The organism is Weissella kandleri, assembly GCF_045504165.1.
In the GTDB taxonomy this organism is placed as follows: Bacteria; Bacillota; Bacilli; order Lactobacillales; family Lactobacillaceae; genus Weissella; species Weissella kandleri_A.
This window is the reverse complement of the sequence record NZ_JBJJNY010000004.1, coordinates 88339-115169: the sequence shown is the minus strand read 5'-3', so window position 1 is coordinate 115169 and position 26831 is coordinate 88339. Positions and strand designations below refer to the sequence as shown.

The following is a 26831-nucleotide window of genomic DNA, read 5'->3' as shown; positions in this document are numbered from 1 at the left end:
GTTTCAGCATTGCGTAATGGCTTTGGTGGACACGCTATGGATGTTAAGAAGTAAGCCTTTAGTTCCTAGTGATTCAAATAATTAATATTAAATGAAGACATAGCTATAATTTTAGCTGTGTCTTTTTTGGCTTTACACAATCATTTGGGATTCTTTAACAACTGATGATATTGGGGTAAAAATGAACTTCATTTTTTTTAGGAATAAGAGTGAAGTTAATGCTTGACTATTAATTTAGGTAAGTATTTTAGTTAAAAAAATGGTAGTGTTGAGACATACGGACTCAATACTACCAAAATTATTTATTTGCGTTAGTTATTATTTAATACATTATTGTTCTATAGGTTTTTGAGTTCATCAGTTAAGGTGATTTCACGAACTAATGGTTTTTTATTAATGAAATTTTCAACATCGCTGACACATTTTTCGCCCATAGCATGCAGACAATCGTTGGTATAAGCAGATGTATGCGGGGTGACGATGATATGATCATTCTTTAAAAATGGATGATTTTTATTAACGGGTTCATCAATCATGGTATCGGTACCGTATCCAGCAATTTTACCTGATTCAATAGCATTGAGTACAGCTTGTTCATTAATAAGAGCACCACGTGCAGCATTTGTGATATATACGCCATCTTTCATTTGTTTAATGGAATTATCGTTGATAATTTCTTTTGAGGTATCATTTAATGATGCATTTAAAGAGATAAAATCTGACTCCTTAAGTAAGGTATCTAGTGAAACGTGCTCAATTTTCGGATTTTTTTCAAACCATCCATCAGCCGCATGTGGTTCTGGATCAGCAACTAAGACGCGACCATTAAATGCATAAAGGAATAATTCAGCTACACGACTTCCGATATTTCCACAACCAATGACCCCAAAAGTTTTTCCTGTGAAATTTGTTCCTTGAAATTGCGCACGATTAGACCAATCACCTTTATGGGTAGCTGCATCTGCAGCCACGGTACGACGAGTTACAGCGAGTAAATTGGTAAATGCATTTTCGGCCACGGCATCTCGTTCGACTAATTGAGATACTAAGGTGACCAATGTACCATGTTCCCGAGCAGCAGTTACGTCTACGTTATTATAGCCGATTCCATGACGTGATAATAGAAATAGATCGTCTTTATTCTCAAAAAATTCACGAGTGAAGTTAGGGGTAACGCTCGCAATAATAATATTGAAGCCATGTAATAATTTAGCCAACTCTTTACCAGGAATCTGTTGATCTACCATGAAACGTTGAACGGTTCCAATTTTTTCAAGTCGTTGGATATGCTCAGGATAAACCTGACCAAAACTGTTTGAATTTACTAATGCAATTTTATAATCTGTCATAATATTCTCCAGTTTATTTAATATATATTTTTAATTTAAAAATTCTCGTTGAAAATCGGCAATTGATGAGAAATCATCTGAAAGGTCACGAGTGACGTTAATAAAGATTTTCATCATAGCCCTATATCGAGCGAAGTTATTAGGATTTGGCGTATACGTTGTAACTTTTCCAATATATTGATTGATTTCTGATAAATCTTTAGCCTCACCCAATGCCATTTTAGCTAAGAACATGGCGGCTAATGTTCCGGATTCAAATGCTACTGGCACATTTACGGGTGTCTCAAATATATCAGCCATCATTTGACACCAGACTTTAGAACGTGAAAAACCACCAGTGGCCATAATTGTCTTCGGTTCCCCTGTAACTTCACGCATAGTTAGCATAACTGAATAAATATTAAAAATAATACCTTCAAGTACGGCTCTGACCATGTCTGCACGTGTATGAGATTCAGTTAATCCGAAAAATGTACCGCGAGCATTAGCATCCCAAATTGGGGCGCGCTCACCTTCAAAATATGGTAGAAATAGTAAGCCATTAGCTCCTGCAGGGACGGTTGATGCTAAGTCAGTTAAGAAATCATAAGGGTCATTTTCCATTTTTTCTTTATTTAAATCGTTAAATAAGTAATCTCTAACCCAACGGAAGATAACACCACCATTATTAATAGGTCCACCAACAATCCACTTTTTATTTGGTAAAATGGGATAGCAATATACACGTCCTTTTTCATCAATAAGAGGTTTATCAACTAATGAACGGATAGCTGCAGACGTTCCGATGGTAACAGCTAAAGTTCCCTCCTCAGTTGCACCTACTCCGATATTGGATAGAACACCATCTGAAGCGCCTAAGACAAATTTAATATCTTCAGGTAGCCCCATTTGCTTTGCATATTCGGGATTTATACCAGTAATAAAGTCGGTGCTACTTGTAAGTTTTGGTAATTGCGCAGGTGAAATCCCCGCAAACTTAGTCGCTTCTTCATCCCAGTCTAAGTCATTAAGGTTTAAGAATCCGGTAGAGGATGCTACAGAATAGTCAGTAATATAACGATTGAATAACTTATAAAAAATATATTCCTTGATACCAAGCCAATAAGCGGTTTTTTTGAAAATTTCTGGAGTGGTTTCTCTTAACCAAACTAGTTTAAAAATTGGAGCCATGGGGTGTGTAGGGACACCTGTGCGTTGAAATAATGTCTTAGCAAATTCTGGATGTTGCTTTTTAAGATTAGCAACAATTTTTTCAGAGCGATTATCTGCCCATGTAAGGATATTAGTTAGGGGTTCACCATTTTTGTCTACCGCCATTAAACTATGTTGTTGAACTGAAAAAGAAACAGCTTTAATGGGGTGATCTTTGGGATTTATTTGTAGAACAACTTTTTTGATACTTGTTAAAACTGCTTGAAAAATTGTATCTGGATTTTCTTCAGCTTTGTCAGGTCGATCTGTGATAAGAGGATAATATTCAGTAGCCGTACCTAAAATTTCTGCATTTTCACTATAAATAATTGTTTTAGTACTGGTGGTACCAATGTCTACTCCAATGTAACTTGCCATAAGAAGCTCCTTTAATAGCTTATATTGATATATTAGTATTTCACAAGATTATTATATGTATTTTTGTAAGCGCTGTCAAATAATGTTTTCGATTTCTTTGCAATATTGTATTTTACATATTTAGTAAGTAGGATGCTTAAAAAATTTGGGGATAGTTTTTGACTCTAAATCATCAATTTTATTTAAAATAAAGCTATGAAATAAATACCTTAGAATCAGGCTTGATCCACTTAATTTATGGTATTATAAAGAGAATATAAATTTAAAATTGAGGAAGAATTATGCAAGACAATATGTCAACGTTACAGTACGATGCATATCGTGATATTTTTCACCGAATTATGACTTTGGAATTTAAGCCCGGAGAGAAGATCAACGAGAAGAATTTAATAGTAGAATTAGGGGTTAGTAGAACACCAATACGAGAAGCATTGTTAAAGTTACGCAATGATGGGTTAATAAGAACGGTTCCCCAGTCCGGAACATATGTTTCAAAAATAAATTTGTCTATGGCGGAGCAAGGAATGTATGCGCGAAGAACGATTGAACAGCAAATTTTCGCTCAGAGTATTGAGATGGTTACGGAAGAGGATATCAATGAATTACAAAAGTTGATAGACGCCGGAAGAGAGTTGGAAGGTACAACGCAATTTGACCTTTTCTTCAAGCAGGACGAAATGTTTCATCGCAAAGTTTATGAAATTACTGATCATTTACAAATATGGGAGTGGGTGGAAGATTTCACGAAACATTTGATTCGGTTTAGGTGGTTACGGTTAAAAGTGTTAACGTTATCGTGGGATTTATTGACGCAAGCACATCAGCGTATTTTAGATGCCATTAAGGCGAAAGATACAGACCAATTAATTGAATTAATTCATACGCATGAAGAATTGATGCTAAAAGAGAAAGACGATGTGATTGCGGAGTATTCGGATTATTTCGAATAATAAATTTAAATTAAAAGGCTATGGCTGTTTTTACTAACATCATAGCCTTTTTTAATTGCCCTATTTAGTGATTATGGTTAAGAGATAAATGAATATTTAAAATTAATATATCAATTTTTTAGGTTATGTGATATATTAGTCTCGTACAAACAGAAAGCGCTTTCATTTTAACTTATTGCTTTAATCTATTTATATAGGAGTTTGGATATGGAACAGACTAATTGGGTATATACCCCTAAGGATATTAATGTAAAACGGGGGATTGAATATGGACTAACCGATTTGATGGGAGGTGGTTGGAATAATATTGTTTCCGGTGTTATTTTTGCTTACCTGACACTTTCGGTTGGTTTAGATCCAGCTATGGCCGGAGCCATTACTGGAATTGCACGAATTGTGGATGCAATTTTTTCATTACTTTTCGGTGCGATTACTGATGGATTCTATAAAACAAAACTTGGAAAACGTTTTGGACGACGACATTTTTGGATGTTTGTTGGAATGATTGGATTTGCCATTTCATTTATGAGTTTTTGGATTCCAGCAACGGCTATCTTCGGACCAGGGCACGATTTTATTTACTATTTGATTGTTTATTCACTTACTGAAATTTTCGTAGGAATGATTTTAATTCCTTGGGAAACTTTGCCGACAGAGATGACCGACGACTATAATAAGCGAACTATTTTATCAGGATCGCGCATGTTTATCTCAGCAACTGGTACTACTTTAGTGTTCTTTATCCTGGCGTTCTTACAATCTTTGCCATCTGCGGAAGCAAAGAAAAATGCTTATTTGTTGGCTGGTGTTTTTTGGACAATTATGTTCGTAGTTGCCATCTTTATTTCTTATCGTTCAACATGGGAGCGTCCTTTAACAGAAGAATTCGTTAAGGAACTTGATTCTCGTCCACGTTTGACCTTAGGACAATTCTTATTACAAACTGTACATGATTATGCCACAACATTCCGTAATGCATCATTCCGGAAACATTTGGTTATTTATCTGTTTTCATTTACTGGAAAGGATTTCTATGCAACATTATTACCAACGTTTATTATCGTGGCGCTTGGATTAAAGGATAATATTCCTTGGGTATTAAATGCATTTGCTGCATTTGGTATTTTATCTACTTTATTAGCTGCGCGCTTAATGATTACTAAAGGTCCTAAGTACCTTTATCAACTTTCTTACTTCAGTATTATTGTTGCTATGATTGGCTATGCTGTAGTTTACTTTATGCATATTAGCAATCCAATTGTTATTTTGATGGTTATTACAGCTATTTATCAAATGGGTCGTGGAATTTTGGAATTTACTCCATGGAACGTATTCCCATTTATTCCAGATGTTGATCATATAATCACGCGCGAAGATAAGGCTGGAACTTATGCAGCCGTTATGACATTTTTCCGTAAATCAACAGGAGCGTTAGCAACATATGTGGCGGGAGCTCTTTTGCAGGCAGTTGGATATACCGCAGGTAATTTACATCCTTCCCTTGGTGTGCGTAACGCGATTACATGGATTTTCTTAGTGGGACCAACTGTATTGCTAGTGGTGGCTTTAATTGAATCTTTGACGCTTAAGTTAAATAAAAAGACACATGCGGTCTTGAAGGCAGAAATTAATCGTCTTGAGGCAGGTGGGTCAAAGGATGATGTTGATCCTGAGACACAAAAAGTCGTTGAAGAATTGACGGGTCATGAATATGCAACTTTGTGGCCCGATGACGTGCAAATTTAGAATTGTCGATTAAATTTTGTGGAGGCATACAAATGAAATTACTTGATGAAAATTTTTTGTTAGAGAATAATGCTGCTAAAGATATTTTTCATAATTATATTGAAAATTTGCCAATTATTGATTTCCATTGTCATCTTGATCCGCAAGAAATCTACGAAGACAAAAAATATGCAAATATTACACAAGCTTGGCTAGGTGGAGATCATTATAAATGGCGTCTTATGCGTGCTAATGGAGTGCCCGAAGAATTAATTACTGGGGACGGTGATGATTTTGAAAAGTTTGATGCATTTGCTACGATGCTGGAATCAGCATTTGGTAATCCAATCTACGAATGGACGCATCTAGAATTGAAGCGGTTCTTTGGAATTGATTTAGAAATTAATCACGCTAACTCTAAGGAAATTTGGGACCAAGCTAATGCAAAGTTGCAAGAAGATGCTTTTTCACCACGATCATTAATTAGCAATTCAAAGGTTGAATTGGTTGCGACAACTGATGACCCTGCATCTGATTTGAAATATCACAAATTATTAGCAAAAGAAGAAGACCGGTTTAAGGTTTTGCCAGCTCTTCGACCTGATAATTTAACAAATATTAATGCAGAGGGATTTGGATCATATCTAGAAAAGCTGTCACAAGTCGTAGGATTTGAAATTAACAGTTTTGAAGGAATTATTGAAGCCTTAAAGATGCGGTATGATTTCTTTAATTCAATTGGTGGCAAAATTTCAGATCATTCGCTATCAACATATCATTTTAAGATGGCAGATTCTGATAAATTGAATCAAATTGTAACTAAGGCTATTAAGAATGATGAATTGTCGGAAAATGAAGTTGATCAATACTTGACAATGCTTTTATTAGAATTAATGACGATGAATAAGAATCATGATTGGACCATGCAATTGCATGTAAATGTTAATCGTTCTATTAATGTGCCAATGTTTGAAAAGCTTGGTCCTGATACAGGATTTGATAGTATGGGTACGCAACCAGATATGGTGCAAGAACTAACCAAGTTATATAAGCAAGCATCAAAAGATGATCGTATCCCTAAGACGATTTTCTACTCGTTAAATCAAAATGATTGGATGCAATTAGCTACAATGATGGGAAGCTTCCAAACACATGGTGTCCAACAATTACAATTAGGTGCTGGTTGGTGGTTTAATGATACTGCTGATGGTATGACCCGTCAGTTGGAAGTTTTTGCTTCGCAAAGTTTGTTAAGTAATTTTGTTGGAATGTTAACGGACTCACGAAGCTTCCTATCTTACACGCGTCATGAATATTTCCGACGTGTTTTGGCTAATTATTTGGGTAAACTGAGCGAGCAAGGAAGAGTTCCAGAGGATATGGATCGTTTAGGTGAGATGGCACAAAACATTAGTTATCAAAATGCGCAATCTTATTTCGGTTTTTTTGAATGATAATTGAAAGATCTGAGGGGAATTAAAATGGTTAAGGTTACTGATGATTATAAAAATAATCGAGTGATATTTGAAAAAGCGGGAATTGTAGTTCCACAATATAATCAAGATGAAATTGTACAAAATGCTGAAGTGAATCCCATTTGGGTTCATTTCGGAGGTGGGAATCTATTTCGTAGTTTTCATGCAAAAATCGCTCAAGATCTAATTAATCAAGGATTGATGATGAGTGGAGTGATTGTAGCTGAGACATATGATGACGAAGTTATTGAAAAAATTTACCATCCATATAATAATCGCTTTTTAAGTGTTGTAATGAAGAGCGATGATAGTTTTGATAAAGAGTTGATTGGTAGTGTTGCGGATAGCATTTATTTTAATCAGGAGAATGACCAAGGTTGGGATAAATTAACAAATATTTTTAAAAATCCTTCATTACAATTTGTGACGATGTCTATTACTGAAAAAGGATACTCTATTGCCAATATTGATGGAACGATTAATGATATGGCAAAAGATGACATTAAAAATGGTCCAGACAATGCTAAAACTAATATAGGAGCCATTACACATCTATTATTTGAACGATTTAAGAATGGTTCCGCGCCTATTGCAATGGTAAGTACAGACAATTTCTCTGAAAATGGTAAAAAATTGGAAGAGGCAGTTCGTGTAATTGCAAAAGGATGGGTAGCTAATAATATCGTTGAGGCTGATTTCTTGGATTATTTGTTTGAGTCTGGAAAAGTAAGTTTCCCATGGACGATGATTGATCGAATTACACCTAATCCATCAGAAGTGGTTGCTCAAAAGTTAAAAGAAGATGGGTTTGAAGATAATGATATTTTGCATACCCATAAGCATACAAATATTGCACCTTTTGGAAATACTGAAGAAGTTCATTACTTGGTTATTGAAGATGACTTCCCAAATGGTCGTCCGGATTTGACTAAGGCAGGTGTAATTTTAACTGATCGAGATACGGTTAATAATGTTGATCAGATGAAAGTTACGGCTCTTTTGAATCCATTGCATACAGCGTTGGCTATTTATGGAAGTTTGCTCAAAATAGATACCATTGCTGAAGCAATTAATAATCCGTTACTTCTAAGTCTAGTAAAACGTCTGGGTTATGGTGAAGATCTTCCGGTGGTTGTTGACCCAGGAGTTATTAATCCTAAGACATTTATTGATCAACTTATTCAAAAGCGATTACCAAATAAGAATGTACCAGATCGTCCACAACGAATTGCCACAGATACTTCCCAAAAAATTTCAGTACGTTATGGTGTGACAATTAATAATTATCTAAAATCAGATGTTTTGGATATTAATCAGTTAGAAGCAATACCATTAATTATTGCTGGGTGGCTTCGATATTTGTTAGCTGTGGATGATGATGGCCAGTCTTTGGAGCTAAGTCCAGATCCATTAAAAGATCAAATGCAGTCAATGTTGTCTAATATAGAATTTGGTTCACCTAATCGTGAAGTTGTACATCAATCTTTGCAAGAGATTTTAGCTAATGAATCAATCTTTGGTGTTAATCTTGTTGACACGCCGTTGATGGATAAAATTGAACGATATTTCTTATCGTTAATTGAAGGTAAAGGAAGCATCAAGAGTACTTTAGAAGAGTTCAGTAAGAAGTATTAATGATAGTGAAAACAAATCTAGTGTAATGATTTTAAATCAAAATAGACATTAGGTTTGTTTTTTTTAGATAGTGATGAGGTGAAATATGCTAACTATTGAGAACGATCAATTACGGGTGGAAATTAACGAATTAGGTGCAGAAATTACTCATATTTGGAACAAAAATGGTAATTTTGATTATATTTGGAATGATAGCCTGTGGCCGAAGCATGCTCCTATTCTATTCCCTTCGATTGGTAGGTCAGTTCAAGACAAATATATGTATGATGGGGATGAGTATCCCATGGATCAACATGGATTTGCACAAGGACAAAAATTTGATGTAATTAAACATGAAAACAATAAGGTATTGTTTGAATTAGACAATAATTCAGAAACAGAAAAGTCGTTTCCGTTTAAGTTTAGCTTACAAGTTCAGTATGAGCTACAGGGTGGACATTTGAGCGTTAGTTTTAATGTAAATAATCTTGATCAAAAAACATTTAGTTTTTCTTTGGGGGCCCATCCAGCCTTTAATGTTCCTATTGATGGAGTGGGTAGGTTTGAAGATTATCAATTGTTGTTTACGCCAAAGCTTGATGAGTTAAATCAATATGAGATTATTAAAAATCCGTATCCTTACCGAACCGGCAATTTGCTACAATTAAAAAATTATTCTAACGGTACGATTAATTTAAATCATGAAATGTTTGAAGCGGGGCTTGTTATTATTGAAAATCAAGGTTTAGATCATATTATTTTGTGTTCTGATAAATCACAACATCAAATTAAAATGAATATTAAAGACTTTAGGTATCTTTGCTTGTGGACTAAAGAAGGTGCAAATGCGCCCTTCTTGTGTATAGAACCATTCCAAGGATTACCAGATATAGATAATAAAATGAGTGATTTGTTAGGTAAGGAAGCAAATGTTGTTCTTGAGCCAAATGAAAATAAAATGTTGACCTATTCAATTGAGTTTAAATAACATATTGATAAAAATAAACGATGATTATGAAATAAGAAGGTATGAAAATGTTGATTGGAATTTTAGTTCTGACTGGAATTATTTCTGGAATTTTTGCGTCAGTGGCAGGAATGGCATCCATTGTCTCATATCCAGTATTAATTTTTTTAGGATATCCTCCGGTGATGGCTAATATTCTAAGTACTGGCTCATTGGTTTTTTCAGGAGCGGGTTCATTTTTCTCATCGTATGACTTAATAAAAAAGAATATAAAAGTAGCTAGTGTAGTGATTTTATCCGCATTATTAGGAGGAATATTTGGAAGCTACCTATTACTAAAATTACCAAAGGACAATTTTGAGCATCTAGTACCTTATTTTATTTTATTATCGGCGATGTTATTATTTATATCAATTTACTCATCTAAAAAAACGAGTTTAGCATTCGAAAAAACTAAAGTAAATTATTTATTATTGTTAATAGTTGGCATTTTGATAGGGACTTATATTGGATATTTCGGATCGGGTTCGGGATTGATGTTGGTATCAATTTTGTTAATGATTTTGAATTTACCATTTGTAGAAATTAATGCCATTAAAAATGTAAGCACATTAGCTACTAATGTATTATCTTTTATAATATATCAGTCGGCAGTTTCGATTGATTGGTCAACCGTAATATATTTAGGTATAGGAATGTTTATCGGTGGTTATATAGGTCCTAAAATAATTTTGTTATTTCCAGACCGTAAGTTAAAAATTTTCATTGCTATATGTGCGTTAGGATTATCAGTATATTTATTTATACAAAATAAGTAATTAATATAAAATTCTCTTTTTGATTTGAAATATATCAAAGGGAGAATTTTTATTTTCTTTAAAATAAAAATGATGTTGGAAAATTTCCAGCACCATTGCATGAATAGACATATATATTAATAATTTTGTAAATGTATACAATAAACGATAGAAATATTATTAATGGAACTGCATACCACCGTCAACAATAATTGTCTGACCAGTAATGTAGTTTGAATCTGGTCCAGCTAGAAAGGCGACGACATTAGCAACGTCCTCTGGTTCAGACAAACGTTTCATGGCGATGTCTTTAGCAAATTGTTGCATTCCCCAATCATCATCTTTACCAGCATTTTGTCCAACTTCGTGCGCAATATCAAACATCATAGGGGTTTTGACAATTCCGGGTGCATAAGCATTCACTGTGATGTCTTCTTCTGCCAAATCACGAGCCGTTACCTGCGTGATTCCACGTACCGCAAATTTTGTACCAGAGTACAAAGCTAATTCAGGATTACCAACTACTCCAGCTTGCGAGGTAGCATTAATAATTTTACCCCCATGGCCTAGTTGCTTAAAAGCTTGATGAGCAGCTTGTGTTCCCCATAAGACACCACCTACATTGACACCATAAACGTTTTTAAATTGTTCTTCTGTAATGGTATCAATGGGGGTAGTTGGGCCTAAGCCAGCATTGTTAACGAGTACCGTTAAATCGCCAAAGTGGTCGACAGTGTTTTGAACTGCGTTAAAGACATCTTCCCGTTTAGAAACGTCAGCTTGTAAGGCAATCGCATTATCACCTAAATTATTAGCAGCGGTTTGAGCTTTTTCAATATTATGATCGACTAATGAAACTTTAAAATTATCTTGATATAGACGCGTAGCAATAGCTAGACCAATTCCTTGGGCAGCTCCAGTAACAATAGCAACTTTTGACATAATTTTGCTCCTTTTGCATTGATAAAACATTAACATGACTACACCTCTATTCTACTACCATTTTTAATGATAAGCTAGCAATAGCAATAATGAAAACGGTTTTAAACAATACGTGATATTTTGTTGAAAATGCAAGGCTGAATTCAACGAAAATGAACAAAAATTGAACGACAAAACGTTATTAGTAATATCAAGTTTAAGGAGAGATGGTATGCGTATAATGGAATTTGAACGTTTAATTGGTGGAGCATTAAAAGCACGACACATTTACCCGCATTCGGTCGACTATGAAGATTATCGACAAATTTGTCGGATGCGAATCATCGAAGAATTGAAAAAAGATCCGCAGTTAGCTTCAGAAAAGAATTCTTATTTATTTCGCATATTATGTAATGTGATTTGTGATTATGGGCGAAAGCAACAACGGATTGATAGGTTAAATGTAAGATTACAGAGCTTTTGGAATCCTGATGAACAATTTTATACCATCGGAATTGATTGTGAATTGATGATAACTTTATGGCAGCTTTGGAAGGAGTTACCGCTTGGTCATCAAAAAAATATATTGCATGATTGGTTGATTTACCCAGATGCTAAAATTACGGAACGTTGTCAACGATTAAAAATTTCTATTTCAACTTTTACAAGACATCAGCGTGACCTCTTTCAATGGCTACAATGGACGCAAAAATAGTTAATTATTAATATTATGTTATTAAAAATTATATTGCCAATAAAACAAATTAAAAGCCCATCCTATGTTATGAAACTAAGCAGTGTGGGCTTTATTGTAATTATATTAATTTTTATAAAAGGTTTAAAATGTCATTTTGATTAACACTATTTCGGAGGGCCGCAACCTTTTGAGGATCAGTTATAATTTTTAACAGATCAGAGAGTCCTTGCAGATGGGCTGATTCATTGATTGTTGCAAAACAGATAATTATATCTATGGTGTAATTATTTTGATTTATCATAATCGGTTGGTCCAGTGTTAGAATGCTAAAGCCTGTACCAAGAACTGAAGCATTAGTTTGTCCATGAGCTAAAAGGATATTTTTGTTTAACATCATATAAAGACCTTTAGTGTTGATTAGTTGCAAAATATCATTCGCATACTGGTCAGTGGTAATTTTATCACGAACTAAGGGCTTATTAACTAATTGAAGGGCATTGGGGAGTGTGAGGACTTCGGATTTATGCTGAATTCTGCTCCCTAAGAGGTCAATTAAACTGTATTTATGAGATTTAATAATTTTTAGACGGGGCTTATCGATAGGATTGAGATAGTCATTTAAACTTTCGCGAAGCCCGTTATAGTCAATGACTTTACAGTATGTATCAATAATATCTAGTAAAGTCTCAACGTTATTATTGTGAATCAGTTTTAACTGGATCATTTTTTGTCTAATTGTATATAAATCTTGCTCAGTGGGGAGGGGATGCACAATAATCACTGGAACATCGTAACTTTTTTCGATGGTAACGGTGGAAATAATTAATTTAGCTTGTTTGATATCTTTTGAATTTTCAGATAAATCATCGAAGGAAATTTTAAAAAATAAATACGGATATAGTTTTTGTAATTGTTGCCGCAGAATTTGTGATGTGCCTAAGCCATTCCCACACACGACTAAAATTAATGATTGATCGAAATCAGTTGGCAGGACTTGATTTTCTAAAGCTCCACCAAAATATAAACTAATTAAAGCTAATTCATTTTGACTAACTGGATAATTAACGATTTTTCTAAAAGGCATAATAGCATAGTCTGTCAACCTAATTAATTGACGATAATTGATGAAAACACTTTTTAGTTCTAAATCATTGACGGGTTGTTGATTATTAATGCGGTAGTAAGCAGTAATGAGGTGGGTAGCTAAATGGTTGATTAAGGTAAGGTCTTTAAATTCGATGCCAGAGATATTACTAAAACGATGGACTATTTTTTCAGCAATTTGTGTCATTTCTTGTTTGTAACCATAATCTTCATTAGCGATGGTTAGCTGTGTTTGGAAAATGGTATTAACTAAATAATTGGCTTCGGGCAATGAGCTAATGTGTACATATTTATTGAGAATTTTATTAGCCCATTGAATGCCTAAAATGTTATTTGATGGCGATACGATCGTGGTTAGGCGGTGTGATTCATTAGAAATATACATAAAATACCAGCTAAAATATTTGACTAATAAAGATTGTGATGCTTGACTTAACTTATTTCCAGTTGCTTTTTCAAAATCAAGCAACATATTGGAAATGCTTTTTTTATTAAATTGATTATATTGTGTTGAGTTGATGGACCCCATAAATTGAAAAATTAAGCTGCGTTTATCTTGCTCGGAGCCTAAAAGAGTGTGTCCTTTATTTGATTTTTCAATTGTTAAAGTATTTGGTAAATTGGCTTCAATCGTCTTGAAATCAGAAATGATTGTTTTTTTTGATACTTGATAAAATTCCGCAAAATTATTCAAACTGATTGGGTTATCGTTATTAATTAACATAAAAATAATATTGTTTTGCCGAATCTTAATCGATAGTTGTGGCTTTAAATTGACCGTGTTCATTTGGTCGTTTAAAGCTTTTTTCGTGCTTTCGGGCAAAAAATATCCAATATTGCGGATCGATTCGACAGGCTCAAGATTTAAATCGTCTGCTAGCCAGTTATTTAATTGCTTAAGTTGATAGAAAAAAGTACGTTTGGTGATTTGGTTATGGGCAATAATCTCTTCAATTGTTAAAAAGTGTGAGGCATTTAGGAGAGGTGTTAAAATTTTAGATTTAAAATTAGACATAAAAAAACTCCTTCATTCAAAAAGTAAGCTACAGCCAAAGTATAGCATAATGTTAAAAAAATGATGGTGTAAAAATTGCACTTTACTTGACTGCAACACCGCGTCTTGGTAGCGCTTACATTTTGTATTAGTATATTGGTTGTACCAGTATTGATAGGGAGATGCAGAATATGTTGAGTAAGTCACTAAATGAAAATACAATTCGAATTGCGGATGATATGTCAAAAATAGAAGATTGGAGGACGGCTATAGCTTTGGCGGCGAAACCATTATTGGATAATGATGTAATTAAAAGCACTTATGTGGATGCCATGATAAAAAATGTCGAAGAATCAGGCCCGTATATTAATATTGGTCCAAAAATTGCACTTGCTCACGCCAAATCGAGTGACGATGTTAGTGATGTAGGGATTGCCTTGTTGAAAACTAAGCGGGATGTAAATTTAGTCGATGAGCAACATCCAGTTAGTTTATGGTTTGTTTTAGCAGCACCTGATAGTACAGCCCATTTAAAAATGTTGCAAGAATTAACGCAATTATTAATGAATCAGGAGGCTTTAGGTCGGTTGAATAATGCGCAAACGGTACAAGAAATTTTAAATGTTGTAGAAAACGTTTAGTTGAATAAAACCATTAGGAGAATTAAAAATGAAATTTTTAGCAGTATGTCAATCAGGTCTTGGAACGAGCTTTATGGTTGAAATGAATATTAAGCAAGTTTTGAGTGACTTAAACGTTAGTGAAGATATAGCAGTGGATCACGTAGATGTCGGTAGTGCGACCGCTGGTTCGGCAGATTACTTCTTTATTGAAAGTACCTTAGCGGAGGCCGTATCAAATTTGCCTAAAGAACGTTTGGTCTTATTGAAATCAATCATTGATGCAGATGAAATTAAGGCAGCGGTTGTTAAAGTGCTTGATCAAGAAAGTATTGTACATGCTTAGTCATTAAATTAAGGGATGGTATTGAAATATGAAAAGTATATTGAGTTTATTTGTGTCAATTGCGACACAACCAGCCATTTTAGTGTCACTGATTGCATTTTTAGGTTTGGCTTTGCAAAAAAAGAAATCTACTGAATTAATTTCTGGAACGATTAAAACGTTCGTCGGATTTTTGGTGTTAACCGGTGGTGCCGGGATTCTAGTTGCTTCGTTAGATCCATTTGCCAAAATGTTTAAGTTTGCTTTAAACGTTCAAGGAGTCGTCCCAAGTAATGAAGCGGTGGTTGCGATGGCATTGACTAAATTTGGGTCATCAACGGCCTTAATTATGCTAGTCGGAATGGTTGTAAACATTGCTTTAGCTCGCTTTACCCGATTTAAATATGTGTTCTTAACTGGACAAGCCATGTTATATGTTTCATGTTTATCAGCCGTAGTGTTGACCAGCGCAGGGCTTGGTCAATCATGGGTAACCATCATCTTAGGTGGGATTTTTGAAGGGACCTTATTAACTGTTACGCCAGCATTATGTCAGCCTTTTATGCGTAAAATAACTAAATCTGATAACGTTGCGATGGGACATACTGGTAATATCGGCTATGCTTTATCGGGATTAATTGGAAGTTGGGTCGGAAACGCTGAAGATTCAACTGAAAATATCAATGTCCCTAAATCATTAGGATTTTTACGTGATTCAACGATTTCAATTACTTTATTGATGGCAATTGTATATGTTGTATTAGCATTTGCAGCTGGTCCAACATTTGTTGAAGGTAAGTTAAGTGGTGGCACTAACTTTATTATTTATTCATTGATTCAAGCCGGAACTTTTGCAGCTGGCTTTGTGGTGGTCTTACAAGGTGTGCGGATGATTTTGGGAGAAATTGTTCCAGCCTTCCAAGGAATTGCGAAGAAGTTAGTACCTAATTCTAAGCCAGCCTTAGATGTGCCCATCATTTTTGGATATGCACCAAATGCTGTCCTCATTGGGTTCTTCGTTTCATTTATTGTGGGAACGATTAGTATGTTTATTATGATTGGTATGAAGACCACTGTTATTATTCCAGGAGTAGTTGGTCATTTCTTCTGTGGTGCAGCTGCGGGAATTTTTGGAAATGCAACGGGTGGAAAACGAGGAGCTATTATCGGGTCAGCTGTTAATAGTTTATTGATTTCATGGTTGCCATTGTTTATCTTACCTGTTCTGGGATCATTATCATTGGCATCGTCAACCTTTGCTGATACTGATTACTTGATTCCGGGAATAATGTTGGGTACTTTGGGTCAAAGTGGCGCAACCGTTTTGACGATAGGAATTCTCGGCTTCCTTGTTTTGGTAGTTTTGACAAGTGTGATGTTAAACCTACGCGATAAAAAAATGATGACAGGAGAAAATGAGGTCTAAATTATGAGTTTTTCAGTAATGAATCAAAAAGCAATAAATGCAATTCGTTTTTTAAGTATTGATATGATTCAAAAGGCTAACAGTGGCCATCCTGGGCTACCTTTGGGCGCAGCTCCCATGGCTTACGCTTTGTGGAAAAATGAAATGAAGGTCAATCCGCATGATCCAGAATGGATGAATCGAGACCGTTTTGTTTTGAGTGCTGGGCATGGTTCGTCAATGTTATATGCAATGTTGCATTTAATGGAGTTTGATGTCTCGATTGATGACTTAAAGCAATTCCGTCAACTAGATTCTAAAACCCCGGGACATCCTGAATGGCAAGAAACTGCCGGAGTGGATGCTTCAACAGGACCATTGGGGCAAGGTCTAGGCATGGCTGTTGGTATGGCAATGGCGGAAAAGCATTTAGCTAAATTATATAATCGTCCAGGTTATGAAATTTTTGATCATTATACGTATGCATTAGTAGGTGATGGGGATTTGATGGAAGGATTGAGTCATGAAGTCATGGGAATTGCTGGTGATAAACGACTAGATAAGTTGGTTGTATTATTTGATTCTAATGACGTCACTTTAGATGGAGCTTTAAACCTTTCAACGAATGAAGCATTGAAACAACGTTGCCAAGCAGACAATTGGGATTATTTCTTGGTCAAAGATGGAAATGATTTAGATGCTTTAAGAGAAACGATTATGGCGGCCAAACAAACAGATCGGCCAGCGATGATTGAAGTTAAAACAGTAATTGGCTATGGCTCACCGCAACAAGGGACTAATCGAGTTCACGGTAGTGCATTGGGAGCTGCTAACGTCCAAGCAACTCGAGAATTTTATAATTGGGATGCGCAACCATTTGAAATATCTGATGAAATATATGATTATTTCCATAAAATTGTATCAAGTAAGGAAAGTGTTTATGAGCAATGGCAAGATCAATTGGAGGCGTATCAGCAAGAATACCCAGATTTATATCGTAAATTGACGCAAAATGATTTAATTGTACCAAACAAAATTGATACAAATCTGTCAAATCAAGCCACCCGTGTTACGAACCACGCGGTGATGCAAGAAATTAGTGCCAATAACTTTAATTTTTGGGGTGGATCAGCCGACCTTTCGTCTTCTAATAAAACACATTTAGCCGACAGCAAGGCCTTTACTGATTTGAATCCTGAAGGCAAAAACATCTATTATGGCGTGCGCGAATTTGGAATGGCTGCGATCGCTAATGGAATTGCTTTGCATGGTCATACCCGAACATTTGTTTCAACATTCTTTGCATTTAGTGATTATATGAAGGCGGCTATTCGGCTAGCAGCAATTCAAAAATTACCAGTCGTTTATATTTATACGCATGATTCATTAGCTGTGGGTGAAGACGGTCCAACCCATGAACCAATTGAACAATTATCTGCCTTAAGGGCTATTCCGAATGTTACGGTTTATCGTCCAGCGGATGCCCAAGAAGTTTTGGGTAGCTGGCAGTCAATTGCTCGAAATACAGAAGGTCCTTCAGTTTTGGTATTAACGCGCCAAGATGTGCCTGATTTGAAAAATTCGCAAGCTCAGGCTGTTCAGCAAGGGGCCTATACTATCGCGAAGTCAAAGACTGATGATCCTGATGGTATCTTAATTGGAACCGGGTCAGAAGTTCAATTAGTATTAGCAGCTCAACAGAAACTCCTAACTGAGGGATATGATGTGAAAGTAGTTTCAATGCCGTCAATGGAATTATTTGATGCGCAGTCACTGGACTACCAAGAGACTGTATTACCTAAAAAAATTGTTACGCGGGTTTCAGTTGAAATGGGGGCGACCTTTGGCTGGGGAAAGTATACAGGCTTAGGGGGAGTGAATGTTGGCGTAGATCGTTTTGGCTTAAGTGGTAAGGCAGAACAGGTGCTTAAGTACTTTAATTTTACAGCGGAGTATATCGTTCAACAGTTTATTCAAGCATTCCAAAATAATAACCGATAAATGTATGAACACTTTGTAATTTATATGAAAAAGAGGCTATCATAGCCTCTTTTTTATTTTCAAGTTAATTTTTTTAAAAAATAAATTCGTGCACAAATCTTACTTTTAACTGTCCGTTTCCTGACGTGTTCCCGGAATTAAATTGATTATTAAAAATAGCGACTTAATATTATGTTTTGTAAGCGCTTGCATTAAACGAGGAATCAGTTGGTTGTGATTTGATAATTTTAAAGGAGAGCAGTTATGAATGATGGTAATCAAGTGAAGTGGCCAGAAAGGCTTGCTTATGCCATGTCTGATTTTGGTTGTAATACAATTTTCCAAATCGTCGGGACTTATTTTATGGTATTTAGTACTGATACAGTGGGAATCAAAGCCTCAGTGGTGGCTGGGCTATTTGCAGTAACAGCAATTATTGATTCGGTTGATGGGGTGATTTGGGGACAGTTTATTGATCGCACACATACTAAATGGGGGAAATCTCGTCCTTATTGGCTGTGGTTTTCAGTTCCTTTTGCGCTGTTTTGTGTGATGTCATTTACAGCACCCAATTTGCCGATGACTTGGAAGATTGTGTGGATATACGTGGCTTATATTGGGGCTAAAATTTTGTATTCTGGGATTAATATTCCAGTGACTTCAATTTTGACGGCCATGACCAGTAATCCGCAAGAACGAGTAACTTTATCAACCGTCCGCCAGTTTTTTGGTAATTTAGGAGCAGCCATTTTTTTACCATTAACTTTACCAGCCGTTGCATTTTTTGCTGGAATTTTTGATAAAAAGAATGGTGACCCATCGACTTCAGCGATTGGCTGGTTTATATGGGCTGTAATTTTGGGGATTGTGACGGTTATCTGTTTAATGACTGCTTTTAGAGGGACACGTGAACGAGTGGTAACTAAAGATTCGAACCGTGCAGTGCCAATGCGTGAGTCGATTAAAGCGCTAAAAGGAAATTATCCATGGGTCATTATTATCTTCATTAATTTTATTTATTGGGGTAGTTTTGCGATTCGGCAAAGCTCGTTACCATATTACTTTAAATATGTATTACATAATGAGACTCTAGGGAGTGCGGTGTTAGCAGGGACAATTATTACGCTAATTTCGACCGCAATGGTGCCATTTTTTTCAAAACGAATTGGAAAACGAAACACGATGTTAATCGGAATGATTGGAACGGCCTCATCACAATTGATTTTACATTTTGCGGATAAATTAAACGGAAATGTACCGATGATTTTATTTGGTATGTTAGTTTATTATATTAGTTATGGATTAGTAGGTGCGCTAATTGCGGTAATGCTTTCGGATGCCGTTGATTTTGGAGAATGGCGAAATGGCGTTCGAGCAGAAGGATTTGTAACTTCATTTAGTTCATTTAGCGCGAAGTTAGGAATGGGATTAGGAAGTATGCTGTTATCAGCGGTCTTAGCTGGTGGCGGCTATGTGGCAGCTAATGCTGGATCCGCATCTGGACAAACGAGTTCTGCGTTGAATGCGATTCGTTTAGGATTTATCTGGATTCCAATGATTGGCTATATTGTCTCAGGCTTAGTCTTATTATTTAATAATGTTGATAAGTTGGAGCCACAAATGGTCCATGATTTGGATATTAAACATCAACGGGAAGCTGAAGAATTAGTTTAGAAAGATAGATGAGGAATTAAAGATAATGAAATTTTCAAATGGGTATTGGCTAGGTAAGGATGAATATATTATTAATTCACCAATAGAAGCGTTTGATGCTTCTATTTTGACGGCCCAAGATGCGAAGCGTAGTAGTAAGACATTGGTTGTAAATGCTAGTTATCAACAATTGCGCTCGCGAAGTGACATGTTAGACGTTGGAAATACAACGATGTCCGTTTTTAGTCCTGCTCCGGATGTCATTGGGGTTGAATTGAAGCATTTCGATCAAGATGATCATAATCCTTTGTACGAATTGGTGCATCAAGAAGTGTCACCAGAAATAAAGATAGATGAGCAGCAAGCCCATTATAAGGCTGGTGATCTGGAACTAACTGTTGATATGCACAGTAAGTTCAACTTGGATTTTAAGTATCAAGGTAAGCGGATTACTGGTTCTGAATTCAAGGCGCAAGGTTCGATTGATGATCTATCTGGACAGGCACTGGGAAAAACGATGCACCCTAATACTGTAGTTGGAGCGCAGGAGTTAGCGAGTGATCGACAAGTGACCCGCGCCGATCATTATATGCGGGAACAGTTGAGTCTGTTGCCAGGGACTAAAGTATACGGCTTTGGAGAAACTTTTGGACCATTTGTTAAAAATGGACAGTCAATTGACATTATTAATCGTGATGGAGGGACTGGTTCAGATCAAAGTTATAAATCTATTCCGTTTTATATTGCGGCTAAAGCAGGTATTTCTAAAGAGGCGCACGGGACTTACTACGGTGTGTTTGTGAATGAAAGCCAACCAACTAGCTTTGAGGTGGCAACGGAAGTGGTTGACCGCGTTAGCTTTTCAACACGTGGTGAAAGTTTGGAATATTACGTGATTGCTGGTCAGACACCTAAAGATGTTTTAGGCAAGTATAATAAATTAACTGGGGGATCAACTTTGCCTCCCGAGTGGACGTTTGGTCTATGGCTTTCAACCTCATTTACGACGGATTATTCTGAAGAAACGGTGATGAAGTTTATTGATGGGATGTTTGAACGAGATATTCCACTGTCGGTTTTTCATTTTGATTGCTTTTGGATGAAGGGCTTTGAATGGAGTAATTTTGAGTGGGATAAAGAACAATTTCCAGATCCTGAAGGGCTCATTCGCCGATTACATGAGCGTGGGTTGAAGGTCTGTGTCTGGATTAACCCTTATATTTCACAAAAATCAAAGCTTTTCCAAATTGGTAAAGAAAACAATTATTTTATTAAACAAAAGGATGGTAATGTTTGGCAGTGGGATTTATGGCAGCCTGGAAATGCCGTTGTCGATTTTACTAACCCGGAAGCAGTCAAGTGGTATCAAAATTTGCTTAAACGTTTGTTAGATATGGGTGTTGATTGTTTCAAGACCGATTTTGGAGAACGTATTCCGATGCATGATGCAGTTTATCATAATGGGAATAATCCACAAGGTGAACATAATTACTACACGCATCGTTATAATAAAGCCGTCTTTGAACTATTGCAGCAGGAAAAAGGCAATGATGAAGCAGTTGTGTTCGCACGTTCCGCTACTGTTGGGGGACAACAATATCCAGTGCACTGGGGCGGAGATAATTTGAGCCAATTTCATTCGATGGCAGATACATTGCGGGGTGGACTGAGTTTAATGTCCTCTGGCTTTACTTTTTGGAGTCATGACATTGGAGGATTTGAAGAAAATGCTAGCGCTGCTATTTATAAGCGGTGGACGCAATTTGGCTTGTTGTCTAGCCATTCGCGTTATCATGGTAACATCCAATATCGGGTTCCATGGCTTTTTGACGAGGAAGCCGTTGAGGTAACACGTAATTTTGCTAAGTTAAAGCAAGCAATGATGCCCTACATTTATAGTGAGGCGCAACAGTCTGTGGCTGCAGGTATTCCACTAATGCGCCCTATGTATTTGGAGTTCCCAGAAGATGCTAATTGTGCTGACCTTGATCGGCAATACATGTTTGGTTCTGACATATTAGTGGCTCCTGTTATGACCGAAGAAGGGGATGTAGATTATTATATGCCCGCTGGTCACTGGAAGCACGTTATCGATGGTCGTGAGATGACGGTTGGTGATAATGGTCAATGGGTGGCTGAAAATTATGATTATTTGAGTTTGCCGGTTTGGCGTAGACTTGATTGATTAAGGGGATGAAGATTATGGCGACAGGTAAAAGCGGGGAGTATGAAATAGTCGTAAATAATGAGGATGTTGATTTGCGAATATTTGTATCACGTGATAATCCAGGATTTAAGCCGCTGCATTGGCATCGGCATATTGAAATTGTGCTAGTTTTGTCAGGGACGGTGACCTTCAGTTATGAAGCGCAAAATGTGGTCTTGCACTCAGGAGAGTTTATTGTGGTTGGCTCTGGGGTGTTACATTCGTCGCATCATGAAAAAAATTGTTCAGTCGTTTTACAAGTGCCGATTTCATATTTAGATCGTTATTGGAGTCATGCTGAAAATATGTTGTTCACGATTCAATCACAGGATATTCCAACACCAGAATATCAAGAAATTGTTGCAACGTTACAGCAAATTGTGCATGTTTATCGCTATAAGTTGAAAGGGTATCAGTTTAAATTCCATGAATTGATGCTCCATTGTCTGTATTTAATTTTTACGCATTATGGTCAGGATAGTTTGCCTATTAACGTGGTGCAAGATCAGCGGTTAAAGACGGTGTTATCAGATATCAATGAACGGTATACAACCACATTGACAGTTAACGACCTGGCACATAAATTTCATTATAATCCTGATTACCTCAGCCGAATCTTTAAACAGAAAACGGGGGTTTCTTTAAGTCGTTATATTTATTTAGTGCGTCTTTCACATGTTCATTTTGAAATCGTAAATAGTGACAAAGGAATCCATAATATTTTTGTTGATAATGGCATCCATAATATTCGTTTGGGGACTAAATTATTTGAGCAATATTATGGTGCGTTACCTCGAGAAATCCGAAAGCAACGGAGATAAAGCTTGTTTTTGGACCCAAAATCATGAAAAGTATGCCAAATAAAATTAATTTAAAATTAGTTTTCAAGATACTAAATCAAAGCTATGAAGCGAGTTTCAAGTCATTTTTGAGACTTGCTTTTTAATATTTTTAAAAAGTTGGTTGCGAGAACCAACCAACCGGAGTAGAATTGATTTTGTAAATTAGTAAGCGCTTACAAAAATTCTATATTATCGTTATGTTCGTTTAAATTTTAGGAGGCAAAATGGTCATGGCTAGTAAAAAGCGTATGTCAACTAGTTGGATTTATTTTTTCGGGGCCCTTGGTGGGTTGCTCTTTGGTTATGATACAGGGGTTATTTCTGGAGCAATGCTCTTTATTGGAAAAGAATTAGGGATTCAAGCAGGTTCATTTGAAGATGGATTTATTACTGCATCAGTCTTATTAGGAGCTATTTTAGGAGCAGCCATTATTGGTCCTATGTCAGACAAATTTGGTCGTAAGAAGTTACTTTTGACAGCAGCAATCATCTTTTTCGTCGGTGCTTTAGGATCCGGAATTGGACTTAATTACGGAATGTTAGTTAGCTCTCGAGTTGTATTGGGAGTTGCCGTTGGGGCAGCTTCAGCTTTGATTCCAACATATTTAGCAGAACTTGCTCCTGCTGACAAGCGTGGTGGAGTTGGAACATTATTTCAACTAATGATTATGACTGGGATTTTCTTAGCATATGTATCGAATGAATGGCTTTCACCAAACGGAATGTTTGGATTGTCAGCACATATTGGTTGGCACTGGATGTTAGGTCTTGCAGCTATTCCGGCAGCATTATTGTTCTTTGGTGGACTCACATTACCAGAATCACCACGCTATTTGGTTAAAAAGGGAAATGAAGCTGAAGCAAAACATGTTTTAGAGACGTTTAATACTGATGAAAATGTAGTTAATGAAGAATTACATGATATTAAGTTGCAAGCCCAAATGCCATCTGGTGGATTTAAAGAACTTTTTGGCCCAATGGCACGCCCAGTTTTGATTATGGCCTTAGGTTTAGCGATTTTTCAACAGGTTATGGGATGTAACACGGTCCTATATTATGCACCAAAAATTTTCGTTTCAGCTGGATTTAGCGAACACTTCGCTTTACAATCACACATTGTAATTGGAATTTTCAATGTGATTGTAACGGCGGTTGCGGTTAAGATTATGGATAAAATTGATCGTAAGAAGATGTTGACTTATGGAGCCTTCGGAATGGGAGCGGCGTTGTTATTGATGTCAGCGGCAATGTTGGTATTAAAGGCAGGGAATGGTAACTTTGGTTCTTGGATTTGTGTAATTGCCTTGACTTTGTATATTGCCTTCTTCTCGGCTACATGGGGGCCAGTTATGTGGGTTATGATTGGTGAGGCCTTCCCATTAAATATTCGTGGATTAGGTAATTCATTTGGGGCTGTAATTAATTGGACGGCTAACTTTGCCGTTTCACAAACATTCCCAATGTTATTAATTGCCTTTACTCCAGCTCATGCTGTAAATGCTGAGGGTCAAGGTATTGCTAAACTCTTTATTATTTATGGAATTCTATGTTTCTTGGCCATCTGGTTTATTAAGAAGTATACGATTGAAACACGGAATCGTTCATTGGAATCAATCGAAGCATCATTGCGCTCGCGTGCGCATGCTGATGGATATAAAGACGGGGCAGAAGTACAGTAATTTATCAAATACACTGTTCATGCAGTCTGATAAAAGGGTCAGTAATGTTAGTCTTTACTAGCATTACGACTCTTTTTTTAACAATTAAATTATCTATTACTTTTGTTGTGTGGCATTTTAATGTAATTGAGCAGGAATGATAATATCAAAAAAACCAGTTCGTAAATTCGAACTGGTTTTAATTAATACTGAATTTAATTAGTCGAATTGACGTTCTTCAGAAGCACCAAACGTATATTGATTAGGACCAATTTGAACATCCCCTAACTCCTGGTAGTCAAAGAAGTCAAAGGTTGCAGTGGAATGATAGCCAGAGTAGTCCACAGCAGCCAATCCAATATAGGCACCGGTAAAGAAGCCACCGTATTCTTGTACGACATAATCGTCGGATAGAACAGCTGCATCCAGCTTAACCCCTGTATCAAACCAAATTTCACCATCAAATGAATATTGGTAAGTGTAGTAAGTTTTACGATTTTGTGACTTGAACCATACGTATTCAGTACCCTCAGGAATGACAATGGCTGCATCCTGTAGGTAAGAAGTATATTGGCCATTGCGAAGACCACCTTTATTTTCGGCAACTTCAATTACGGCTTGACCGGCATCATTTTTAGTAATGAAGATCCATGACCAATGAGAATGATTATAGTAATTGGTTAAACCAGCCATTGATTGGTATGAGTAAGGAGAGAATTTTACTTTAGTAGTGGCATCAAAATAAAAAGCTTGCCACCGCCGAGCAATAAGAGATAGATCATATGGATTAGATAATGATCCTTGTCCAATTAGACGTAATGATCCATTGCCCACAGAACCCATTTTTTCGCTAAATGGAACTCGAAGGGTGTTCCAATTTAAATCAAGCTGATTTTCCGTAAATTCATCATGTTGAGAGTGATTCTTGGGGGCTTTAGTTTCGATGGCGTCTTTTGGCGCGTCCACAAAGGTAGTTCCACCGTGACCGCCCACGACACGAGGCCAACCTTGGGCATCCCATTCCACTTTTTGAATTGATGTTTCTCGGCCCAAAGTTGACCAACCACGTGGATCGGTCGCCGATTCAGTGGCATGATTCCAAGGCCGAGCGGTTAATGAAGCATAATACCATTCACCACCGGGGGTATTAACTAATGAACCATGACCTTGCTTTTGCAGGTATGTGTTTGGGGTATCAAAATTAGTTAGGAATGGACCATCTGGCTCAGTTTGGAATGAATTAGCATCTAAATTGTTTGAACGCGCGACAACTTCTTGATGGGTAAAGATAGTTCCACCCTCTGCGGCAAACAAATAATATTGACCATTAATTTGGTAGATATGAGGACCTTCTACTAATTTAACGGGGGTCCCTTCCCAAATTGTTCGAGCCGTTTCTGGCATTAATTGCATCGTCTTGACGTCAAATTCTGTTAAAGTAATGCCATTAAAGGGATGGCGGTATTCACGATGATCCCAGGTTTGTTGAACGAGATACTTTTTACCATTTTCGTCATGAAAAAGTGAGGCATCAAAACCAACTCCGTTGACAAAAATGGGGTCAGACCATGGTCCATCAATTTTTTCTGCGGTGGTTAGATAATTTTTCATATCTTTAAATGAACCATCGGTGATTTTAACATCTGTATAGATTAACCAGAATTTTCCATCATGGTATGAGAGATCTGGAGCCCAGATTCCGCCTGATGAAGGATTACCCTTCATATCCAATAATTCAACGCGATCTAACACGTTGGTTACTAAGTTCCAGTGCACTAAATCTTTTGAGGCGTGAATGCGGACCCCAGGGAACCATTCAAAAGTTGATGTGGCAATGTAGTATGTGTCATTAACTCGAATCATTGAAGGATCTGAGTTAAAGCCAGGTAAAACCGGATTTTGTATTTGCATAATAAGCTCCTTTGAATAAAATATGAAAACGTTTACTTCAAAGTAATATTAACGCAGTTAGTTGTTTAA

20 protein-coding genes are annotated in these 26831 nt (G+C 36.5%); 15 read left to right on the top strand and 5 right to left on the bottom strand.

What is annotated here, in order from left to right:
- Positions 1-338 precede the first annotated feature (338 nt).
- Both ACJQWY_RS03525 and gntK read right to left on the bottom strand, forming a co-directional pair.
- Positions 339-1349, bottom strand: a complete 1011-nt coding sequence (locus tag ACJQWY_RS03525; RefSeq protein ID WP_407076375.1) for a D-isomer specific 2-hydroxyacid dehydrogenase family protein — start codon at positions 1347-1349, stop codon at positions 339-341.
- 30 nt (positions 1350-1379) lie between these two features.
- Complete coding sequence (gntK, locus tag ACJQWY_RS03520) at positions 1380-2918, bottom strand: gluconokinase (RefSeq protein ID WP_407076374.1); 1539 nt, start codon at positions 2916-2918, stop codon at positions 1380-1382.
- A gap of 281 nt (positions 2919-3199) precedes the next feature.
- Here gntK and ACJQWY_RS03515 point away from each other — a divergent pair, with 281 nt between their 5' ends.
- The 6 genes from ACJQWY_RS03515 (at position 3200) to ACJQWY_RS03490 (ending at position 10467) form a co-directional block, all read left to right on the top strand.
- Positions 3200-3868: a GntR family transcriptional regulator gene (locus tag ACJQWY_RS03515; protein WP_407076373.1), complete on the top strand. Its 669-nt coding sequence runs from the start codon at positions 3200-3202 to the stop codon at positions 3866-3868.
- Between the two features lie 207 nt (positions 3869-4075).
- Positions 4076-5614 carry an MFS transporter gene (locus ACJQWY_RS03510; RefSeq protein WP_407076372.1) on the top strand — a complete coding sequence of 513 codons (1539 nt, stop codon included), beginning with the start codon at positions 4076-4078 and terminating at the stop codon, positions 5612-5614.
- A 32-nt stretch (positions 5615-5646) separates the two neighbouring features.
- Entirely contained in the window at positions 5647-7047 is a 1401-nt protein-coding gene (gene uxaC, locus ACJQWY_RS03505; protein ID WP_407076371.1) for a glucuronate isomerase, read from the top strand.
- 27 nt (positions 7048-7074) lie between these two features.
- Complete coding sequence (locus tag ACJQWY_RS03500; protein ID WP_407076370.1) at positions 7075-8703, top strand: mannitol dehydrogenase family protein; 1629 nt, start codon at positions 7075-7077, stop codon at positions 8701-8703.
- A gap of 85 nt (positions 8704-8788) precedes the next feature.
- On the top strand, positions 8789-9670 hold the full coding sequence (locus tag ACJQWY_RS03495) for an aldose 1-epimerase family protein (protein ID WP_407076369.1): 882 nt from the start codon (positions 8789-8791) through the stop codon (positions 9668-9670).
- Positions 9671-9717: 47 nt separating this feature from the next.
- Complete coding sequence (locus ACJQWY_RS03490) at positions 9718-10467, top strand: sulfite exporter TauE/SafE family protein (RefSeq protein WP_407076368.1); 750 nt, start codon at positions 9718-9720, stop codon at positions 10465-10467.
- A 159-nt stretch (positions 10468-10626) separates the two neighbouring features.
- Here ACJQWY_RS03490 and ACJQWY_RS03485 read toward each other — a convergent pair whose 3' ends face one another.
- Positions 10627-11388 carry a (S)-acetoin forming diacetyl reductase gene (locus ACJQWY_RS03485; protein ID WP_407076367.1) on the bottom strand — a complete coding sequence of 254 codons (762 nt, stop codon included), beginning with the start codon at positions 11386-11388 and terminating at the stop codon, positions 10627-10629.
- Between the two features lie 211 nt (positions 11389-11599).
- Here ACJQWY_RS03485 and ACJQWY_RS03480 point away from each other — a divergent pair, with 211 nt between their 5' ends.
- Positions 11600-12082, top strand: coding sequence for a sigma-70 RNA polymerase sigma factor region 4 domain-containing protein (locus ACJQWY_RS03480; protein ID WP_407076366.1), 483 nt, complete (start codon positions 11600-11602; stop codon positions 12080-12082).
- Between the two features lie 112 nt (positions 12083-12194).
- Here ACJQWY_RS03480 and ACJQWY_RS03475 read toward each other — a convergent pair whose 3' ends face one another.
- Positions 12195-14183 carry a PTS sugar transporter subunit IIA gene (locus tag ACJQWY_RS03475; protein WP_407076365.1) on the bottom strand — a complete coding sequence of 663 codons (1989 nt, stop codon included), beginning with the start codon at positions 14181-14183 and terminating at the stop codon, positions 12195-12197.
- Between the two features lie 170 nt (positions 14184-14353).
- Between ACJQWY_RS03475 and ACJQWY_RS03470 the strand changes: the two genes are divergently transcribed.
- The 8 genes from ACJQWY_RS03470 (at position 14354) to ACJQWY_RS03435 (ending at position 24872) form a co-directional block, all read left to right on the top strand.
- Positions 14354-14803 (top strand): PTS sugar transporter subunit IIA, encoded by a 450-nt coding sequence (locus tag ACJQWY_RS03470; protein WP_407076364.1) that lies wholly within the window; start codon positions 14354-14356, stop codon positions 14801-14803.
- 28 nt (positions 14804-14831) lie between these two features.
- Positions 14832-15128 carry a PTS sugar transporter subunit IIB gene (locus tag ACJQWY_RS03465; protein ID WP_407076363.1) on the top strand — a complete coding sequence of 99 codons (297 nt, stop codon included), beginning with the start codon at positions 14832-14834 and terminating at the stop codon, positions 15126-15128.
- A 28-nt stretch (positions 15129-15156) separates the two neighbouring features.
- A complete protein-coding gene (locus ACJQWY_RS03460; RefSeq protein WP_407076362.1) occupies positions 15157-16533 on the top strand; it encodes a PTS ascorbate transporter subunit IIC in 1377 nt (458 codons plus the stop codon).
- Between the two features lie 3 nt (positions 16534-16536).
- The gene (tkt, locus tag ACJQWY_RS03455) at positions 16537-18513 is read left to right on the top strand and encodes a transketolase (protein WP_407076361.1); all 1977 of its coding nucleotides are present in this window, start codon (positions 16537-16539) and stop codon (positions 18511-18513) included.
- A gap of 243 nt (positions 18514-18756) precedes the next feature.
- Entirely contained in the window at positions 18757-20166 is a 1410-nt protein-coding gene (locus tag ACJQWY_RS03450) for a glycoside-pentoside-hexuronide (GPH):cation symporter (protein ID WP_407076360.1), read from the top strand.
- A gap of 25 nt (positions 20167-20191) precedes the next feature.
- Positions 20192-22330: an alpha-xylosidase gene (gene yicI / locus ACJQWY_RS03445; RefSeq protein ID WP_407076359.1), complete on the top strand. Its 2139-nt coding sequence runs from the start codon at positions 20192-20194 to the stop codon at positions 22328-22330.
- A gap of 17 nt (positions 22331-22347) precedes the next feature.
- Entirely contained in the window at positions 22348-23172 is an 825-nt protein-coding gene (locus ACJQWY_RS03440) for an AraC family transcriptional regulator (RefSeq protein WP_407076358.1), read from the top strand.
- Positions 23173-23423: 251 nt separating this feature from the next.
- Entirely contained in the window at positions 23424-24872 is a 1449-nt protein-coding gene (locus ACJQWY_RS03435; RefSeq protein WP_407076357.1) for a sugar porter family MFS transporter, read from the top strand.
- A gap of 198 nt (positions 24873-25070) precedes the next feature.
- Here ACJQWY_RS03435 and ACJQWY_RS03430 read toward each other — a convergent pair whose 3' ends face one another.
- Positions 25071-26762, bottom strand: coding sequence for a glycoside hydrolase family 43 protein (locus ACJQWY_RS03430; protein ID WP_407076356.1), 1692 nt, complete (start codon positions 26760-26762; stop codon positions 25071-25073).
- Positions 26763-26831: the final 69 nt, after the last annotated feature.

Excerpts from the sequence above, each read along its gene's own strand:
- ACJQWY_RS03430 (WP_407076356.1), bottom strand. The coding sequence starts at position 26,762 with ATGCAAATACAAAATCCGGTTTTACCTGGCTTTAACTCAGATCCTTCA.
- uxaC (WP_407076371.1), top strand. The coding sequence starts at position 5,647 with ATGAAATTACTTGATGAAAATTTTTTGTTAGAGAATAATGCTGCTAAA.
- ACJQWY_RS03480 (WP_407076366.1), top strand. The coding sequence starts at position 11,600 with ATGCGTATAATGGAATTTGAACGTTTAATTGGTGGAGCATTAAAAGCA.
- gntK (WP_407076374.1), bottom strand. The coding sequence starts at position 2,918 with ATGGCAAGTTACATTGGAGTAGACATTGGTACCACCAGTACTAAAACA.
- ACJQWY_RS03500 (WP_407076370.1), top strand. The coding sequence starts at position 7,075 with ATGGTTAAGGTTACTGATGATTATAAAAATAATCGAGTGATATTTGAA.
- tkt (WP_407076361.1), top strand. The coding sequence starts at position 16,537 with ATGAGTTTTTCAGTAATGAATCAAAAAGCAATAAATGCAATTCGTTTT.
- ACJQWY_RS03495 (WP_407076369.1), top strand. The coding sequence starts at position 8,789 with ATGCTAACTATTGAGAACGATCAATTACGGGTGGAAATTAACGAATTA.
- ACJQWY_RS03470 (WP_407076364.1), top strand. The coding sequence starts at position 14,354 with ATGTTGAGTAAGTCACTAAATGAAAATACAATTCGAATTGCGGATGAT.
- ACJQWY_RS03475 (WP_407076365.1), bottom strand. The coding sequence starts at position 14,183 with ATGTCTAATTTTAAATCTAAAATTTTAACACCTCTCCTAAATGCCTCA.
- ACJQWY_RS03485 (WP_407076367.1), bottom strand. The coding sequence starts at position 11,388 with ATGTCAAAAGTTGCTATTGTTACTGGAGCTGCCCAAGGAATTGGTCTA.
- ACJQWY_RS03450 (WP_407076360.1), top strand. The coding sequence starts at position 18,757 with ATGAATGATGGTAATCAAGTGAAGTGGCCAGAAAGGCTTGCTTATGCC.
- ACJQWY_RS03465 (WP_407076363.1), top strand. The coding sequence starts at position 14,832 with ATGAAATTTTTAGCAGTATGTCAATCAGGTCTTGGAACGAGCTTTATG.
- ACJQWY_RS03490 (WP_407076368.1), top strand. The coding sequence starts at position 9,718 with ATGTTGATTGGAATTTTAGTTCTGACTGGAATTATTTCTGGAATTTTT.
- ACJQWY_RS03460 (WP_407076362.1), top strand. The coding sequence starts at position 15,157 with ATGAAAAGTATATTGAGTTTATTTGTGTCAATTGCGACACAACCAGCC.
- ACJQWY_RS03515 (WP_407076373.1), top strand. The coding sequence starts at position 3,200 with ATGCAAGACAATATGTCAACGTTACAGTACGATGCATATCGTGATATT.
- ACJQWY_RS03510 (WP_407076372.1), top strand. The coding sequence starts at position 4,076 with ATGGAACAGACTAATTGGGTATATACCCCTAAGGATATTAATGTAAAA.
- ACJQWY_RS03435 (WP_407076357.1), top strand. The coding sequence starts at position 23,424 with ATGGCTAGTAAAAAGCGTATGTCAACTAGTTGGATTTATTTTTTCGGG.
- ACJQWY_RS03525 (WP_407076375.1), bottom strand. The coding sequence starts at position 1,349 with ATGACAGATTATAAAATTGCATTAGTAAATTCAAACAGTTTTGGTCAG.
- yicI (WP_407076359.1), top strand. The coding sequence starts at position 20,192 with ATGAAATTTTCAAATGGGTATTGGCTAGGTAAGGATGAATATATTATT.
- ACJQWY_RS03440 (WP_407076358.1), top strand. The coding sequence starts at position 22,348 with ATGGCGACAGGTAAAAGCGGGGAGTATGAAATAGTCGTAAATAATGAG.